This is a genomic window from Bacillus sp. HY001 (genome assembly GCF_007558965.1).
Taxonomy (GTDB): Bacteria; Bacillota; Bacilli; order Bacillales; family Bacillaceae_G; genus Bacillus_A; species Bacillus_A mobilis.
The window spans coordinates 22,077-40,701 of sequence record NZ_VLTE01000058.1 but is presented as its reverse complement, the minus strand read 5'-3'; the positions used below and the strand labels follow the sequence as shown (position 1 = coordinate 40,701).

Below are 18,625 nucleotides of genomic sequence, written 5' to 3'. Positions count from 1 at the left end.
CTTTACTTATGACGTCGGTTTTTCCCGCCAATTGGAATTGGCTTCGCTAAATATTTAATTCGTTCCATAATACGCGCTGCTTTCATTTGTTCTGCTTCACCACGCTGTGTATACGTTAAATGATGTTCCAATTCCTTGAAATCAAAGTTAGACGTAAAGAACGTCGGTAAGTTTTCTAACATACGGAATTGCAAAATTGCACCAAGCACATCGTCACGTACAAAGCTTGACATCGCTTCTGCTCCGATATCATCTAACATTAAAACTTGTACGCGTTTCACCGCATCAATCTTTTCCCCAATCGAATTATCTTGAATCGAACTTTTAATTTCACGTAGAAATTCAGGGAAGTATACGAGCATCGAACTTATTTTCTTTTGAGCAAGCTCATTCGCCATTGCTCCTAACAAATACGTTTTCCCTACACCAAATTTACCGTACAAATATAAACCTTGTACTTTTTTACCAGGTTCATATGTACTTAAAAATTCATTGGCTGCACCAATGGCATCAATACGCGCATCTAAATCTGAAGGATCTAAGTTTTCCATCGTTGCCTGTAAAATGTCAGTTGGCATATATACACTTTGAACGAGTTTTTCATATTTCTTTCTCTCGTCATATGCTACTTTTCTAACGCAACGATCGTATTGAATATCAATCATCTTCCCTTGGATAACGAGCTTTGGCTCATATCCTTGCAGCATGTTTTTACAAGAACCTAGATCCGGACAATCTGCGCAACCTACACTTTGTCCGATATATTCGTATAACTTCACAAGGCTGCGCTCAATCATAGAAGTCGTTACTTCACCTTGATGTTCGTCTATAAATTCTTTCACACGCGGATGTGCCATCACTTCCGCCTTTAATACTTCATATCTATTTTTAAAATTTTTATTTTCCATTAACTTTGCAAATGAATTTTGAATATGCTCCATTTTCTCACCTCAAAGAGCGTTCATTCTCTTCTATTAATCACGCTTATATTTTTTTAACACTTCTTCTAGTCGTTTTCGTTCATCATCTAACGTACTTGCATCTTTTTTCTTACTTACATCTTTCTTCACTGTTTCTGTTTCTTTCTCTTGTTCTTTCGGCTCTTCTTTCAGCCAATCTGGTACCATTTCTTTTCTAATCGTTTTCTTCGACGTACGGCCTTTTTTCTTCGTCTCAGCCCATTCTTGATATTGACGATTTTCTTCTTTCGCTAACGCCATCGCTTCCGCTACTGTACCGACCTTTTTACGTGCCCAATGCCCAGCAATTTTCTCCACATACGTTTTCGCAAGTTTCATATCTGAGCGTAGCATAACGTAATAAATAAGTACATTCACAACACCTGGCGTTAATTTTTGATTGATCATTACATCTTCAACAATCTGCAAGTCAGCCTTTGTCGCCTCTGCACCACCAGAGATTTCTTTCAATAGTTGTTTTGGTGAGATTTCCTCTAACTGTTTTATTAACATCTCTTCTTGCGTAGAAGGCTCTTTCCCTTCCATCATACGTGCAGCGTGAGGTTGTACTCTTTCACTTAATACAGGTAACGCTTGACCGTTTTCGAACTGATACCAATCACGTGCTCCTTTTCTAAGCCTTTCGATATCAATTGTCTGCATCTCTGTCACCGTACCAAGAACGATATTTTGCATCGATAACACATCTACATCATACACGTAAGCAAGTGTAATGACACATTCTCGCACTTGATCTGTTATCGCCTTTTTAGGGACAAGCGCGGACAAGCCATCTACAAATAAGGAGAAATCAAAGAAATCATTCCAAACTTTTGGAGCGTCTCCCTTCTCGTTACTTGGCATAGCTGTCGTTTTTGGAATACGAAGATCTTCTTGCGCATGCTCAAGCTGTCCTGGATTAAACGAACCAAACACATCATTGAAAGAACGCGTAACATTTTCATAAGAAGCAAAATCAAATTCTTCTTCTAAGAAATATTGCTTTACTTGATTATATTTTGTCCGACTCAATCGATTGTATAAAAAGATGCTTAACACAATATCATCAAAAAACTGTTTCGGAGATAAAGGTGGTTGCAATTCGTATATAAACATTCGAATATCTTTTTCTTTCTTAATATATACCTTCAAAAGCCCAATTGCCTCTAACTTTACTCGTTCCTCATATACTTCAGGAAGCTGCATTTGCATGGTTACCATAAGGGAATGATGTGTATTCTCTTTTCCAAACACACGATCTTGCTCTAACTCTCCCCATAGCGTCATATACAAGCTAAAAGCTCTACTACCTATTAACGGCTGATACAACATCGTTAACACTTTTCGGTCGTAATTATGCAGTAACCCTTTCGCACTTACTTTGTAACGATCAATTGGCAATAGCTCCATCCATGACTGTTTTTCCATTCTTGCTTTTCCTTTCTCTCATCCAATCTATCCTCTACTTCATTCGTTCTATCTTCATTATATAATTTCTTAGCGAAAAAGAGCTATTAGCTTTCGCTTCTAGCTCTCTTATCTCATTCCTTACGGTATGTAAAGAGAATAAAATAGAACTTCTACTCTCTTTCTTTTTGCAGTATATCTTTTAATTCTTCAATAAATACATTTAAATCTTTGAATTGGCGATATACAGAAGCAAAACGCACGTAAGCAACATCATCAATATCACGCAGTTCTTCCATAACAATTTCACCAATCATATCACTTTTCACTTCTGATATACCTAAATTACGAAGTTCACGTTCCACACTTTGAGTTACTTCTTCTAATTGCCTTAAAGATACTGGTCTTTTTTCACACGCTTTAATTAAACCGCGCAAAATCTTTTCTTTATTAAACTCTTCACGTGTGCCTTCTTTTTTTACAACGATAAGAGGTGACTCTTCTACTCTTTCAAATGTCGTAAAGCGACTTAAACAACTTTCACACTCTCTCCTTCTTCGAATAGAGCGCCCCTCGTCTACCGGACGCGAATCTAACACTCTTGTACCATTATGAGAACAGGATGGACAACGCAATATATTCACTCCTTTACACTATACTCTTTATTTTTCCTCTACTTACTTCATCTGACAATATATATACAATATTATATAACTCATTCTAACTCTCTTACCACTTTAAGTTTACGCACATTATTTTATCATCTCGTTTTCAAAAATAAGATGATAGACGGAGCGTTAACTTATTCATAAGAGCTCAATTTATCTAACTAACGAGTACGTTATATTTTTCCTTTTTTATAAACTAAAAAAGAGGTGCATTATACACCTCTTTACATTTTAAATCAATTATGTTCTTTTTTAAAGAGCTTTTGTTTCTCTCTGCTTAATTTCGAAGCTACCAGTGCCTCGAGGAAGCTCGATGCTCTCACGCGTTTTCGCGTTTAAACCTTCTGCAATATATTCTGCAGCAACATTTGGATCAATACGATCCCCACAAGTATAAACATCGATACTTGCGTAACCGTGCTCCGGAAAGCTATGAATTGTTAAATGTGATTCCGAGATAATTACTACTCCACTTACACCTTGTGGTGCAAATTTATGGAAAGCCACCTCACGCACTTCAGCACCAGCTCTCAGTGCTGCATCCACAAATAATTGTTCAATATACGGCATGTCATTAAGCTTGTCGAAATCGCAATCCCAAAGTTCAGCGATCACGTGACGACCCATCGTATCCATAGTATCCATTCTACAGTTCCCCCTTGTAAATTTATTCTAACTGTTCGAATTGAAAACTAATTTGCAATTTGGCTTGCTCCACTACCACGGGGGAAAGTTAGTCCAGAGAGGTCCTAACCCTTTAAGTAGTGACTACGTACCTCAGCTCTTAAGTTTACGAGTGTTAGTATACTTTGTTTATTTTCATTTTGCAACAACAGTTTTTTCGATTTTCTGTCATATTTTCCTCTTTACTTTTCCCTAAAAAAAATAAATGATTCACAAATACAGTAAACACAACGTTTCGTGGTATGTCCACTTTCAAAAATATACTCCTATAATTTTTTTCCTTTTCAGAAAAAAATAAAAAAAAGAGGGCAAATATTTACTTGCCCTCTCCCTTATTCACTTAAATATGTTGCACATTTTCTTGTTTCGCTAATTCGTCAACAACTAACGTTACAAGATCCACAACACGACGAGAGTAGCCCCACTCGTTATCATACCAAGCAAGTACTTTTACCTTACGATCACCCATTACCATTGTAGATAAACCATCAATGATAGCTGAGTGTGTATTTGTATTGAAGTCAATAGATACTAAAGGCTCTTCACTGAATTCTACAATACCTTTTAATGCACCGTTTGCAACAGTTTTGAACGCTTCATTAATAGCTTCAACTGTCACATCACGTTTTACATCTACTACTAAGTCAACAAGAGACACGTTTGGTGTTGGTACACGAAGTGCCATACCATGAAGTTTTCCGTTTAAGTGCGGAAGAACTTTTGCAAGCGCTTTCGCAGCACCTGTCGTTGTCGGAATGATTGATTGTCCGCAAGCACGCGCTCTTCTTAAATCTTTATGTGGGTTATCAATATTTTTTTGGTCATTTGTATAAGCGTGAACAGTTGTCATTAAACCGTTTTCAATTCCAAACTGCTCATCTAACACCTTAACAACAGGCGCTAAACAGTTTGTTGTGCAAGATGCATTTGAAATAACAGTATGTTTTGTAATATCTAATTGGTCTTCGTTCACACCAACTACAATTGTTACATCTTCATTTTTACCAGGCGCTGTTAAAATAACTTTTTTCGCTCCAGCTTCAACATGAAGAATTGCTTTTTCTTTTGAATTAAATTTACCAGTTGCTTCAATTACAACTTCAACACCTAAATCTGTCCAAGGCAATTCCTTTGGATCGCGGTTGTTTAAAAGGCGAATCATTTTCCCATCAACTAATAAGTGATCTTCAAATGCTTCTACTGTTCCGTCAAACTTGCCGTGAACTGTATCATATTTAATTAAATGTGCTAACGTTTCAGATGGATAGCTTGCATTGATTGCTACAATTTCGAATGCGCTTTCTTTTATTGCCTGACGAAATACCATTCTCCCAATACGTCCAAATCCATTAATTGCCACACGAGTCATAATATGTTATCCCCCTTGAATGCGTTATACTATTTATCTCCAATCCCAATAATAGTATAACACAAAAAGAGGATATGTCACTAAGCATTTTCATTAATTTCACAATTTTTTAGTCAATAATGTTCCAATTCTTTAAAATCACCTGTAATTGTGTTTTCGTTCCCATAATTGTGCCATCATTATTTATCACTTCATCTGCATTCTTCACTTTTTCTTCTAGCGGCATTTGAGATTGAATACGAGCCGTTGCTTCTTCTTCTGAAAAATTATTTCGTTTCATTAAACGTTCTAATTGCGTATGTGGCTTAACTGCTACAACTAAAACACGATCAACAAGGCTTGTTAATTTCCCCTCAAACAGAAGAGGAATATCTAACACAACCGCTTGCATACCTTCCTTTATGTACATTTCCTTTTGCTTATTCATTTCCTCACGCACTGCAGGATGAACAATTTTATTTAACTGCAATCGTTTTTCTTCATTATGGAAAACGACACTTCCTAATTTCGGCCGATCCAGTTCTCCATCTTCTTGTAATACTTCCGTTCCAAACACTTCTACTATTTTGTTATATGCTGGTTTTCCTCGCTCTACAACTTCTCTCGCAATAATATCCGCATCAATAACTGGTATACTCAGTTCACGAAACATTTCTGATACCGTACTTTTCCCGCTTGCAATGCCTCCCGTTAATCCAATTACTACCGTCATCATAATCCTCCTCACAATATAAAAGGCGCGAAACTAATGTTCCACGCCCATACTTACATTTTCCAAATTCCAATAATAATGAGTAATACCCCAGGCAGGAATGTAAATTTTTGTAACCATTTCATATTTGATAAAACCGTTCCAAGTTTCATTCCAATAAATAAAAACAAAGAACTCATCACTGCAACTAATATCGCCATCATAGCAGGTGCATACCCTAATAAAGATGCACCAATTCCAGCACCGAACGAATCTATAGAAAGAGCGATACCAAGAAGTAACGCTTCTCCTGCAGAAATGGTGCCTGATTTATCAAAATCTGCAACAGTCGGTTTCCGTAAAATTTGAATCACTAGCCCGAGCGAAGCAATTTCTAATTTCCATACCTTCTCCTCTTGCTTCGGTTCTTCTTTCTTCTCACTTCGAAAAAATTGGTATAATACCCAAATTCCTATTCCAATAAGAACAAGCCCACCGATACGCGTTGCGATAACAGGTGAAAATACTTTCGCGATCATATGTCCAATTCCCATTGAAACAAGCATAACAGCCGCTGAACACATTCCAATAATTATAATTGATCTTAGTGGAATTCTTACGCTTCTTAAACCATATGTTAGCCCTACACTACAGCTATCTAAGCTCAATGTAAAAGCTAATAAAATAAGAGATAAATAAAGGTACATCGGTAAGCTCCTCCCTTATACATAGCTCTGCTGTATGTATATGACAAATGCCTATCCGATGTTATCTCTTTTCTATATTCTCGGCTGACAAATTGGGCAGTAATGCGTTCCTCTTCCGCCAACAACTGTTTTTTCTAGTATCGTACCGCAAGTTACACACGGTTCTCCCTTTTTTCCGTATACATTTAGAAGTTCTTGGAACGAACCAATTTGCCCTTGCGAGTTGATATACGTTCGAATTGTACTTCCGCCACGCTTCACTGCTTCGCCTAGCGTTGTAACAGTCGCCTCGTAAATTCGTTCAATTTCTTCTGCTGTTAAAGACGATGCTTCTCGTTCCGGATGAATTTGAGAGCGGAATAAAACTTCATCTACATATATATTTCCAAGCCCTACTAAAAGACGCTGGTCTAATAATACAACTTTTATTTTACGATTGGTCTTTTGCAATCTTTCTTGTAAATACTGCGGTGTCAATTCAGCATCAAATGGCTCCGGACCTAGGTCAGCAAGAGGCATTTGATTCAACTCTTCACCTTTCTTAAAGAGATGCATCGTACCAAACTTTCTCACATCTTTATAATGTAATTCAGTTCCATCTGTAAATAAGAAACGGACGTGCGTATGCTTATCAATTGGTTCACCCTCTTGATGCAGTAAAAACTTACCTTCCATACGCAAGTGTGAAACAATAACATAATTCGTTACATATAAAAGCAAAAACTTCCCTCTTCGCTTTATATTTTCAATCTTTTCGCCTCTTAGCATTTCTTTAAAAATTTCTGCATCATCCGGTCGTTTGACTATTTTCGGATACGTAACAATAACATCTTCAATCGTTTTTCCTGTTACAAGATTTTCAAGTGTCCGTCTGACGTTTTCAACCTCTGGTAATTCAGGCATCTCATCACTTCCTTATTTTGCGTCGTACCAAGTTGGACCGTAAGAATAATCAACTTTCAGCGGAACTGCAAGTTCAATTGCATGCTCCATTACTTCTGGTACAAGCTTCTCTAATTTTTCAATTTCCTCTTGTGGTGCTTCAAATATCAATTCATCGTGTACTTGCAGAAGAAGACGTGCTTGTAATCCTTCTTCCTCTAAACGATCTGCCATAATAATCATCGCTTTTTTAATAATATCTGCTGCAGTACCTTGAATTGGTGTATTCATAGCTGTACGCTCAGCAAAACTACGTAAATTGAAATTACGACTCGTAATTTCTGGAATATAACGGCGGCGATTTAATAATGTAGCCACATATCCTTTTTGTTTCGCATCTTTTACGATGTCGTCCATGTATTCTTGTACACCAGGGAAGCTTTCTAAATACTTTTCAATAAATTCCGCTGCTGCTTTTCTTGTAATTCCTAAGTTTTGCGAAAGACCGTAGTCACTAATACCATACACAATTCCGAAGTTAACAGCTTTCGCTTGTCGTCTCATATTTGAAGTTACTTCATCTTTTTCAACGCCAAATACATCCATAGCTGTTTTCGTATGAATATCCATGTCATGTTGGAACGCGTCAACTAGCCCTTTATCATTTGCAATATGAGCTAATACACGAAGTTCAATTTGCGAATAATCTGCCGCGTACATAATCCATCCTTCTTCTGATGGAACAAATGCCTGACGAATCTTTCTTCCTTCTTCTAGTCGAATCGGGATATTTTGCAAGTTCGGATCCGTTGAACTTAAGCGACCTGTTTGCGTTAATACTTGATTGAAACGAGTATGGATTTTAGACGAATCTTCATGCACAACCTTTAATAAACCTTCAATATAAGTTGAATTTAGTTTCCCTAATTGACGATAATGTAAAATGTTTGGAATGATTTCATGGCGATCCATAAGCTTTTCTAGTACATCAGCTGACGTAGAATAACCTGTTTTCGTCTTTTTAATAACCGGTAAGTTTAAGTTCTCAAACAGAATAACACCAAGCTGCTTCGGTGAATTAATATTAAATTCTGTTCCCGCAAGCTTATAAATTTCCTGTTCCATTTCCTTTAATCTACCCGCAAGTTCTTCTCCCATATTACGAAGACGCTCCGTATCAACTTTTACACCCTTTACTTCCATATCAGCTAATACACGCGCAAGTGGTAATTCTAACTCTGTAAACAGTTCATATTGCTCATTCTTTTGTAACTCTTCTACGAATGTTTGCTTTACATCATATAATACGTGCACTTTACGAGCTACATGCTCCGCTACTACTTCTAGCTCTGGAACCGCACGCTTTGCACCTTTTCCGTAAACTTCTTCATCGGATTTCACAGCATGCGTTTCTTTCATTTTCGCCACAGTACGGAAATCTTTATCCGTATCAGCTGGGTCAAGTAAATAAGCAGCGATTAATAGATCAAAGTCAATCCCTTGCATATCTATATCATTCCATTTAAGTGCCACAATCGCACGTTTTGCATCAAATGTGTGCTTTCTCATTTCTCCATCTGCAAGCCATGCTTTGAAAGCATCCGATGCAAATGCAATGTCCTTCTGAATAAAGTAACAACCATTTTCATTTTGAATACCAAAACCTTGAATGTCCGCTTTATGATAGTTATCTTCTTGCACTTCAACAATAAGCGCACTATCTTGCTGAAGCATTTCTTCTGTAACTTCTTCCACAATATCAAATGTAATATCATCTAATTCAGCTGGAGCCGTTTCTTCTGGCGTGACACCTAGTTTATTTAAAAGAGATGTAAATCCTAAATTCTCGAACATTGGAATGACATCACTTGCTTCATATCCTTTATACTCCATATCATCCACATGCACCGTAATCGGCGCATCTGTAATAATAGTTGCAAGATCTTTACTCATAAGAGCTTGGTCTTTATTTGCTTCTAGCTTTTCTTTTAATTTTTTCCCGCTTACTTGCTCTATATTTTCATAAACTTCTTCAACCGTTCCAAACTGTGTTAACAATTTAATCGCAGTTTTTTCACCAACTCCTGGTACCCCTGGAATATTATCTGATTGGTCTCCCATTAAACCTTTCATATCGATAATTTGCTTTGGTGATAAGCTGTATTTCTCAAATAAAGCTTCTTTCGTATATTCATCTACTTCCGTAATCCCTTTTCGAGGAATGCATACAAGCGTGTTATCAGAAACAAGCTGAAGTAAATCTTTATCTCCTGAAATAACTTTTACATTTGCTCCTTGTTCACTTGCTTCTTTCGCTAGCGTTCCCATAATGTCATCCGCTTCATAATTTTCTAATTCATAACGCGGTACGTTGAATGCATCCAGCATCTCACGAATAAACGGGAATTGCTCTGACAATTCAGGTGGAGTCTTTTGACGTCCTCCTTTATAATCACTATACGTTTTATGACGGAACGTTGTTTTACCCGCATCAAACGCTACTAACATATGCGTCGGTTTTTCTTCCTCTAATATTCTCATTAACATCATTGTAAAACCGTAAATTGCGTTCGTATGTATACCTTTGTCGTTATTTAAAAGCGGTAGTGCAAAGAAAGCACGATACGCGATATTATTACCATCTACTAATACGACCTTTTTTTCCAAAACAGAAACCTCCCCATACAAATTTGAAATGATTTTTTTCACAGAAAAAAACCGTTCCTTTCCTCTCTCTATATTAACATGACTAATAGAGAGAAGAAAAATAACGGCTATTTTCTATTATATATACAAACGTTTACTAATATAAAAGGGAAGTGACGAGAACAGCATAACTATTCTCGTCCAAAATTACTCCTTGGATGAAGGGGTTTTCATGTATTATATTAACAGAGCTTTATTAATATTTAATTAAGCCATTGTTAATATATTGTAAACATCCTTCATCCTATTTTTCGGTTGCTGATTTTGGTAAAACAACTGTAAATGTTGTCCCTTCCCCAACTTCACTATCCACTGTAATCGTACCGTGATGCGCCTCAACTAAATGCTTTACAATTGATAACCCAAGGCCTGTACCACCAGTATTTCTACTTCTCGCTTTATCCACTCGGTAAAAGCGTTCAAAAATACGCGGAATTTCATCTTTACTAATACCAATTCCCGTATCCGATACTTTTATATAAGCATTATATTTATCTTCTGCTAATTCTACAGAAACAACGCCTCCAGCCGGCGTGTATACGATTGCGTTATTTATTAAATTAATAAAGATTTGCTTCAAACGACTCGGATCTCCAATGACCGAGACTCCTTTTAGCGCATTTACTTGTAAAGAAATTTCTTTTTCTCCTGCTTTGTTATCAAGAACCATATGAATGTCTTCAAGAAGTCCCTTCATATCAACGGTCCCCATACTCAATTTAAATCCTTGTTGCTCAATCTTTGATAAATCTAATAAATCTTCAATTAACCCTTGCATGCGTTCACTTTCTTTTAAAATAATGTGCAAGAAATGTTCGCAGAATTTTTTATTATCCATCGCACCGTCCAAGAGCGTTTCTGAAAAACCTTTAATAGAAGTAATCGGTGTCTTTAGTTCATGAGAAACATTCGCTAAAAAGTCTTTTCTCATTTGTTCTAATTTCTTTAGCTCAGTAATGTCATGGAATACAAGGACAATCCCTTTCCATTCATGGTTCGTCCCAATAATTGGTGCTCCATATACTTCGAAATGCTTTCGCTCAATTCCAAGCGGCAATAACATTTGTTTACGCACTTTCACTTCTGTCATAAAGATTTCTTCCACGAGCTCTATAATTTCTGTATGATGAAACGATTCATAATATAAACGATCTAAATATTCTTCATCTGTTACGTGGAAAGTCTCCTTATACGAACGGTTTACAAGGTTTATATAACCGCGGCTATCAATTAAAATCATTCCGCTGCCCATATTTTCAATTAACGTATGCAGACGATCTTGTTGCATTTCTTGCTCAAGTGTCATCTCTTGTAAATTACGGGCTAAAATATTAATCGCTTTACTCAGCATTCCTGTTTCATCTGAATGACTTTCATAAGCGCGTGCTTTATAATTTCCCTTCGCTAATTCAATAGCCACTTTCGTAACGGATTCAATCGGCCTAATATATTGCCCTGTAATTTTCATACCTAAAAATACGACTACGAGACAAGCGATAACAAATCCGATAATTAATAATCCCCACGTTTTTTGATGAACAGCTTTCAAAGGCTCAATTGTACTTTTTACCAAAATATACCCTTGTTTCCCTGCCACATCTTGAACGAACACCGCATGGTAAAATTCATTATTCTGATCTGTTTCTTTCGTAATGACTTTATTTCTTTGTTTCGTTGTTTCAGAAGTAAGTTCTTTCATTATCCCTTGGCTAAACGCAGACTGTTCTCCGCCGCTATATTGCACTTTCTTTTTTTCATCTACAAATGCAATAGAAGCCTGTATTTTTTCTTCTAACTTTTCAAATACATATGGATTTTTTAAGACATCATCAAAACCTTGTTCTTCTGCTAATACTGCAACATACTCTGTCTCTTTTACCATTCTCTCTTTTGCATGTTCTATATAGTAGTTTTCAAACACAGTTTCCAGCAATAAACCTAGTCCAACTAAAATAAAAACAATAAGAGAAACAAATGTAAAAAGAAGCCTGGAACGAAATTTATTCATCCCCTTTTGGCTCCTCTAATTTATATCCTAAACCACGTATCGTTTTAATGTACGTCGGTTTTTTCGTATTTTGTTCAATTTTATCGCGCAAATGGCTAATATGAACGTCAACAATTCGTGTATCACCAGCAAAATCATAGTTCCATACAGCACTTAATAATTGATCACGTGTCAACACGCGACTTTTATTTTTCGCAAGATAAACAAGTAGTTCAAATTCTTTTGGTGTTAATTCAAGCTTTCTTCCTTGGAAATAAGCCTCATAAAATTCCGGCAAAATTTTAAGTTCAGCAATTGTAATGCTCTCTTCATCTGATGTTTCTTTAACTTGTTCTTCTTGTTGCAATTTCGTACGGCGCAAAATTGCCTTCACACGCGCAACAACTTCCCTCGGGCTAAACGGCTTCGTCATATAATCATCTGCCCCAAGTTCAAGACCTAGCACCTTATCAAATTCATCATCTTTTGCTGTTAACATTAAAATCGGCGTCATAACGCGCTGCAATCGTAATTCTTTACACACTTCCATACCATCCATTTTTGGAAGCATTAAATCTAATATAATTAAATCTGGGCGTTCTGTTGTCGCTTTTTGAAGCGCCATTTCTCCATCCATCGCTGTTATCACTTCAAACCCAGCTTGTTGTAGATTAAATTCAATTAAAGTTAAGATAAACTCCTCATCATCAACTACTAAAATACGATTGTTCATTCTTTTCCTCCAAGTTATAGACTTGAAACCTTCTTCATCCTAGTATTTTCCCCGTTATTCTCATCATACTAGAAAACAAGGTCCCTCTCAATATAATTGTCTATACATGGAGCTGATTTGTACTATCATTATTCCTAAAAACAATTACACTCAGCTTCATTAACTTATTGTTATCGATACTTTATACACTTCTATAGTTTCATTACATTCTACTTCCGTATAAATATTAAATTCTCGATTTTTCGCTAACAAAAACGCAAGAGCATACGCTATTTTATAGTCTAGCGTTTCATATTCATCAAATACTCTTCCGTACATTTCATTCGCGACCGCGTCTGCCCACACTTCAGCTTCTCTCATCGTTTCAAAGATAACGTCTTCTTTTTTCCACTTCACCTTAAAAATCACACCTTTCATTGACTTCAATTACCAATAAATATATTATTAATTTAAATATATAAATAAATAATATACAGAGAGGTCTATTATGCGAATATTACTACCTATTTTAACTTTAGTAGTTACATGTTTCCTTACCTTTAACGTACCGAGCTGGGATACGATTAAAACAGGTTGTTCAGAATTTGCTGAAGGGTTCAAAGAAGGATTCTTCAACTTAAAATAGCGCTAGCCCCCTTATAGAAAGGTATGCTAGCGCTATTCATATTTTTATGTTTTAAAAATTATCTAATGCTTTTTCCATAATAGAAACTGATTTAAAAGGCGGCGTTACTGTTAAAGAGCCCTTTACAACCGTTTCTCCTTTTTCATCATGGGCAGATACAAGCATATCAATTGTATGTTCCTCCTCGGAAACAGCCACAACTTCAAAGTGGATTTGTAACGTTTCATAATGGTGAACATGCTTCACGAACGTAAGGTCCTTCCTTGTAATATGACTACCTGGACCTGGTAAATATTTCGTAACTGCCGTTGTAATCATTCCCGTTAGCATAATGCTTGGTACAATCGGCTTTTCATACGGAGTTTGGGATGCGTAATCATGCTGAATATATAATGGATTGGCATCATTCGTTAACCCTAAGTACAATAACAAATCTTTATCCTCAATTTTTTCAGTGATAGATAATTTCTCTCCTACTGTAATTTCATCCATTCTACGACCAATTTGAACTTTTTTCTTTAACATGTTACAACCCCCTCCGATTTTTCCACCTTATTATCCTACTAAAACCGATACCTAATCCGAAATTTACTATGATGAGGGCAATGTATAGTATAAATCTATAGTTTCATTATAGGATACACCAAATGATAGCGTTTTCATATTATTTCAAAAAAACATTTGAATAAATAGTAGAAAAAGATTCGGGGCCCCGAATCTTTTTCCGTTTATATTTAATTATTAAACAAGAACCTTCATAACATTACGTACAGATTCTACAGAGCGATCTAGCGCTTCTCTTTCATCTGCAAGAAGTTCTAACTCAATAATTTTTTCAATTCCGTTACCACCTAGAATTACTGGTACCCCTAAGTAAAGGTCGCTATAACCATATTCACCTTCAAGGTACGCAATAGCCGGTAATACACGGCGTTGATCTTTTAAGATTGCTTCTGTCATTTCAACTAAAGAAGCAGCTGGTGCGTAATATGCACTACCGTTTCCTAATAAGCCTACAATTTCGCCGCCACCTTTACGGGTACGTTCTACGATTGCTTCTAAACGCTCTTTCGGAATTAACGTTTCTAACGGAATGCCACCTGCATAAGAATAACGTACAAGAGGTACCATATCGTCACCGTGGCCACCAAGAACAAATCCTGTAATGTCTTTCACAGAAAGATTTAATTCTTGTGCAATAAATGTACGGAAACGAGCTGTATCTAATACGCCCGATTGACCGATAACACGCTCTTTCGGGAATCCTGCTTCTTTAAATACAGAATATGTCATTGCATCAACTGGATTTGTTAATACAAGAATAATCGCATTTGGTGAATGTTTTGCAATGTCGCGCGTAATACTTTTCATAATTTTAGAGTTTGTTGCTACTAAGTCATCACGGCTCATACCAGGCTTACGTGCAATACCTGCTGTAATAACGATAACGTCAGAATCAGCAGTATCTGCGTAATCAGATGTTCCAATAATGTTAGCATCAAAACCTTGTACTGGGCTCGCTTCTAACATATCTAACGCTTTCCCTTTTGTTGGATTTTCCAGTTGTGGAATGTCCACTAATACAACATCTGCAAGTTCTTTTTGTGCTAATAAGAATGCTGTTGTTGCTCCTGTAAATCCTGCACCGATGACTGAAACTTTCTTGCGTTTGATTGTCATAATTTACCCCCCGCTTTAATTATGCGTTTTTGATTATCGCTACATCCATGTTTTTAATAAGTTCATTAGCGAACTCAGAACATTTCACTTCTGTTGCACCTTCCATTAAGCGTGCGAAATCATAAGTTACTACTTTTGAAGCAATTGTGTTCTCAACAGAAGCAGTTACTAATTTCGCAGCTTCGTTCCATCCTAAGTGCTCTAATAATAATACACCTGAAAGAAGAACTGAAGATGGGTTTACTTTGTCTAAACCTGCATATTTTGGAGCTGTACCGTGTGTAGCTTCAAAGATAGCATGTCCAGTCACATAGTTAATGTTTGCACCAGGTGCAATACCAATTCCACCTACTTGTGCAGCAAGTGCATCAGAGATATAGTCTCCGTTTAAGTTCATTGTTGCAACAACATCGAACTCACGTGGACGAGTTAAAATTTGTTGTAAGAAGATGTCTGCAATAGAATCTTTTACGATGATTTTGCCAGCCACTTCAGCATCTGCCATCGCTTTATTCGCTGCATCTTTACCATCTTTCTCTACGATACGGTCATATTCAGCCCAAGTAAATACTTTATCGCCGAATTCTTGTTCCGCTACTTCGTAACCCCAGTTTTTGAAAGCACCTTCTGTAAATTTCATAATGTTTCCTTTATGAACTAATGTAACAGAAGAACGTTTTTCGTTAATTGCATATTGAATTGCAGCACGAACAAGACGCTTTGTCCCTTCTTCTGAGATTGGTTTAATACCAATACCAGATGTTTCTGGGAAGCGGATTTTATTAACGCCCATTGCTTCTTTTAAGAAAGCAAGAACTTTTTCTGCTTCTGGAGATCCTTGTGCATATTCAATTCCAGCATAAATGTCTTCTGTATTTTCACGGAAAATAACCATATCAGTATCTTCCGGACGTTTTACAGGTGAAGGAACACCTTCAAAATAACGAACTGGACGTAGACATACATATAAATCTAACTCTTGACGAAGTGCTACGTTTAGAGAACGAATACCACCGCCAACTGGAGTTGTAAGTGGACCTTTAATCGCGATTAAATATTCACGGATTAAATTTAAAGTTTCTTCTGGTAACCACTCGCCTGTTTGGTTGAATGCTTTTTCCCCTGCAAGCACTTCTTTCCAAACAATTTTCTTCTCACCATCATAAGCTTTTTCAACTGCTGCTTCTAGTACACGAGATGCAGCTGCCCAAATATCAGGACCAATTCCATCTCCTTCGATAAATGGAATAATCGGATTGTTTGGTACATTCATAACACCGTTAGTTACAGTAATTTTTTCACCTGTCGTCAATGTGATAACCCCCATGTTTGAAATTTCATATGTATGAAACTGAGGGAATAACCCCTCAGTTCAAACCGTTATTCAAATTAAAATATTCTAATCATTACGTCTTTCCTAAAAAATCAGACTTTTGAAAGCGTATTTTCACTATCAAAATAGTGTTTTTCGCTTATCGTTGTGCAATTGGAACATACACTTGATGTGTTGGTCCATTATAATCAGCACGTGGACGGATTAAACGGTTGTTTTCATATTGTTCTAGAATATGAGCTAACCAGCCTGACATACGGCTAATTGCAAAAATAGGTGTAAATAAGTCATGGTCAATTCCTAAACAATGGTATACAGAAGCTGAATAGAAATCAACATTTGGTGGAAGACCTTTTTCTTTTGTTACAATGTCTTCAATTTTGATAGACATATTATACCATTTGTCTTCTCCTAAAAGCACGCATAATCTCTTGGACATTTCGCGTAAATGTTTCGCACGCGGATCACCCTGCTCATATACACGGTGGCCAAAGCCCATGATTTTCACTTTATTTTGAAGAGCATTATGAATATATGATTCTACATTTTCTTCTTCGCCAATTTCAGTTAACATCTTCATTACATTTTCATTTGCCCCGCCGTGAAGAGGACCTTTTAACGCACCGATTGCTGCCGTAATACCAGAATATACATCTGAAAGTGTAGCTACACAAACACGTGCAGTAAATGTAGAAGCGTTTAACTCATGATCTGCATGAAGTACAAGCGCCTTATCAAAAGCTTCAATTTCAACTTCATTTGGCTCGCGATCATTTAACATATACAAGAAGTTTGCAGCTAATGATAAATCGTTTCTAGGCTCAACAATATCTAAACCTTTACGAATTCTTGCATAAGCAGCAACTAAAGTTCCCACTTGAGCCTGCAATTTAACCGCTTTCAAATAATTGGAGTTTTCATCCATAATTTCAGCGCTCTCATCGTATAATGATAGCATGGAAATTGCAGTTCGTAAAACAGACATCGGATGTGCGATTTTTAAATCTACTTGTTTTAAATATGTTAAAATCTCACCTGGAACTTTATAGTATTCTGATACAGTTTCTTTAAATTTCGCTAGTTCTTGTTCATTAGGAAGCTTGCGATGCCATAATAAGTACACTACTTCTTCAAATGTAGCATTCTCAGCTAAATCATCAATATTATACCCAACATACGTTAATGTATCATCAATAATAGAGCTCACAGATGATGTTGTTGCTACTACCCCTTCTAAACCTCGAATAACAGTCATGACATTCTCTCCTTTTCCTGAAAATTCTCCCAACCTTGCTCCTTATATCTATTTGCTCCCCTTTTGAATTATGAACGCCCGTTCACTCTTTAGGCAAGCAAAATGCACGATCATGCAAATTTGTTGCGATGTTCCCCTCTTATGTCCATTGTTTACATGGAAAGCATGAGCGTGAATGTCTCCCCGAATCCTCACGCTCAAAACAACAAGTTAGTGAGGAAAATTAATTCCGAAGAGTTTTATGATAAAAACAACATAAAACAATATCATTATAAAATTGTTTTATGTTGTTTTTATTTTATCTGGTGTAAAGTCTCTGCTGTTATGTAACTTTTCAAAGTTTCTAATCCTATTATAAACAATTATCTGACTTTTGTGAACAGAAAGAATTCAAAAATTTTATATTACTATAAAATTCCTTATTTAAACATCTGTATAATACTCATAACTGCATAGGCAATTCCAGCCCCAATTAATGGACCTACAGCAACCCCATTAAATAAAGCAACCGCTATAATTGTACCGAAAACGAGCGCAGTTGTAATATGAGGATCCGTCGTCAATAATTGTACGCCGCCTTTCGCTAACAAAGCCACCGCTACCCCTGAAGCTAAAGCAATCCATGCATAATACGATTTCGCCGCTTCTCCAAGTTGTTTAAAACCTATTTCCCCTGTCGCAATCGGTACGAGTACTGCTATTGTAATAACCGTAACACCGAGGTTAATCCCTTTCGTTTGTAGATAAGGAAAGACTTTATCTCCTAAAAACGTAAATTTCAATAAAAATAACACACCAATGGCTACAGTAAGCGATTGGTTTTTCGCAATAAGTCCTATAATAAGTAGTATGAATAAAAATAACGTTGACTGACTAATCATGTTTGCACTTCCTTTCTGAAAATAATGAACTCATTTCCAAACAAAAATACCTTTAAAC

At 36.5% G+C, this 18,625-nt stretch carries 18 protein-coding genes; 1 reads left to right on the top strand and 17 read right to left on the bottom strand.

All coding sequences use genetic code 11. The features are described from left to right. Window positions 1-2: 2 nt before the first annotated feature. From dnaI to FOT98_RS23835, 12 genes are all read right to left on the bottom strand, one after another. Complete coding sequence (gene dnaI, locus FOT98_RS23890; RefSeq protein WP_000400114.1) at window positions 3-941, bottom strand: primosomal protein DnaI; 939 nt, start codon at window positions 939-941, stop codon at window positions 3-5. Window positions 942-974: 33 nt separating this feature from the next. Next, window positions 975-2,387 (bottom strand): replication initiation and membrane attachment family protein, encoded by a 1,413-nt coding sequence (locus FOT98_RS23885; RefSeq protein WP_063262655.1) that lies wholly within the window; start codon window positions 2,385-2,387, stop codon window positions 975-977. Window positions 2,388-2,539: 152 nt separating this feature from the next. Then, window positions 2,540-3,001 (bottom strand): transcriptional regulator NrdR, encoded by a 462-nt coding sequence (gene nrdR, locus FOT98_RS23880; RefSeq protein WP_001203687.1) that lies wholly within the window; start codon window positions 2,999-3,001, stop codon window positions 2,540-2,542. A 285-nt stretch (window positions 3,002-3,286) separates the two neighbouring features. Next, window positions 3,287-3,670 (bottom strand): adenosylmethionine decarboxylase, encoded by a 384-nt coding sequence (gene speD / locus FOT98_RS23875; protein ID WP_002003660.1) that lies wholly within the window; start codon window positions 3,668-3,670, stop codon window positions 3,287-3,289. 388 nt (window positions 3,671-4,058) lie between these two features. Then, on the bottom strand, window positions 4,059-5,087 hold the full coding sequence (locus FOT98_RS23870; RefSeq protein ID WP_061677050.1) for a glyceraldehyde-3-phosphate dehydrogenase: 1,029 nt from the start codon (window positions 5,085-5,087) through the stop codon (window positions 4,059-4,061). Window positions 5,088-5,196: 109 nt separating this feature from the next. Next, a complete protein-coding gene (coaE, locus tag FOT98_RS23865) occupies window positions 5,197-5,799 on the bottom strand; it encodes a dephospho-CoA kinase (protein WP_063262654.1) in 603 nt (200 codons plus the stop codon). A 53-nt stretch (window positions 5,800-5,852) separates the two neighbouring features. Further along, window positions 5,853-6,485, bottom strand: coding sequence for a sporulation membrane protein YtaF (gene ytaF, locus FOT98_RS23860; protein ID WP_000281742.1), 633 nt, complete (start codon window positions 6,483-6,485; stop codon window positions 5,853-5,855). A 72-nt stretch (window positions 6,486-6,557) separates the two neighbouring features. After that, on the bottom strand, window positions 6,558-7,388 hold the full coding sequence (gene mutM / locus FOT98_RS23855; protein WP_061677047.1) for a DNA-formamidopyrimidine glycosylase: 831 nt from the start codon (window positions 7,386-7,388) through the stop codon (window positions 6,558-6,560). 12 nt (window positions 7,389-7,400) lie between these two features. Then, window positions 7,401-10,034 (bottom strand): DNA polymerase I, encoded by a 2,634-nt coding sequence (gene polA, locus FOT98_RS23850; RefSeq protein ID WP_063262653.1) that lies wholly within the window; start codon window positions 10,032-10,034, stop codon window positions 7,401-7,403. Window positions 10,035-10,317: 283 nt separating this feature from the next. Then, window positions 10,318-12,081 carry a sensory box histidine kinase PhoR gene (gene phoR / locus FOT98_RS23845; protein WP_063262652.1) on the bottom strand — a complete coding sequence of 588 codons (1,764 nt, stop codon included), beginning with the start codon at window positions 12,079-12,081 and terminating at the stop codon, window positions 10,318-10,320. Continuing rightward, window positions 12,074-12,793 (bottom strand): two-component system response regulator PhoP, encoded by a 720-nt coding sequence (gene phoP / locus FOT98_RS23840; RefSeq protein ID WP_061677044.1) that lies wholly within the window; start codon window positions 12,791-12,793, stop codon window positions 12,074-12,076. Before phoP ends, phoR begins: the two co-directional genes overlap by 8 nt. A 159-nt stretch (window positions 12,794-12,952) precedes the next feature. Then, a complete protein-coding gene (locus FOT98_RS23835) occupies window positions 12,953-13,189 on the bottom strand; it encodes a hypothetical protein (RefSeq protein ID WP_063262651.1) in 237 nt (78 codons plus the stop codon). Window positions 13,190-13,280: 91 nt separating this feature from the next. Between FOT98_RS23835 and FOT98_RS32545 the strand changes: the two genes are divergently transcribed. Further along, window positions 13,281-13,418 carry a hypothetical protein gene (locus FOT98_RS32545; protein ID WP_080467775.1) on the top strand — a complete coding sequence of 46 codons (138 nt, stop codon included), beginning with the start codon at window positions 13,281-13,283 and terminating at the stop codon, window positions 13,416-13,418. Window positions 13,419-13,469: 51 nt separating this feature from the next. On the opposite strand, the gene FOT98_RS23830 is transcribed toward FOT98_RS32545, so the two are convergent. The 5 genes from FOT98_RS23830 to FOT98_RS23805 form a co-directional block, all read right to left on the bottom strand. Then, the gene (locus FOT98_RS23830; protein ID WP_000914190.1) at window positions 13,470-13,943 is read right to left on the bottom strand and encodes a MaoC family dehydratase; all 474 of its coding nucleotides are present in this window, start codon (window positions 13,941-13,943) and stop codon (window positions 13,470-13,472) included. Window positions 13,944-14,159: 216 nt separating this feature from the next. Further along, a complete protein-coding gene (gene mdh, locus FOT98_RS23825; protein ID WP_063262650.1) occupies window positions 14,160-15,098 on the bottom strand; it encodes a malate dehydrogenase in 939 nt (312 codons plus the stop codon). Between the two features lie 19 nt (window positions 15,099-15,117). Then, complete coding sequence (icd, locus tag FOT98_RS23820; RefSeq protein ID WP_000206899.1) at window positions 15,118-16,410, bottom strand: NADP-dependent isocitrate dehydrogenase; 1,293 nt, start codon at window positions 16,408-16,410, stop codon at window positions 15,118-15,120. 160 nt (window positions 16,411-16,570) lie between these two features. Continuing rightward, window positions 16,571-17,719, bottom strand: coding sequence for a citrate synthase (citZ, locus tag FOT98_RS23815; protein WP_175562471.1), 1,149 nt, complete (start codon window positions 17,717-17,719; stop codon window positions 16,571-16,573). Window positions 17,720-18,105: 386 nt separating this feature from the next. After that, a complete protein-coding gene (locus tag FOT98_RS23805; protein ID WP_000625507.1) occupies window positions 18,106-18,567 on the bottom strand; it encodes a DUF441 domain-containing protein in 462 nt (153 codons plus the stop codon). Window positions 18,568-18,625: the final 58 nt, after the last annotated feature.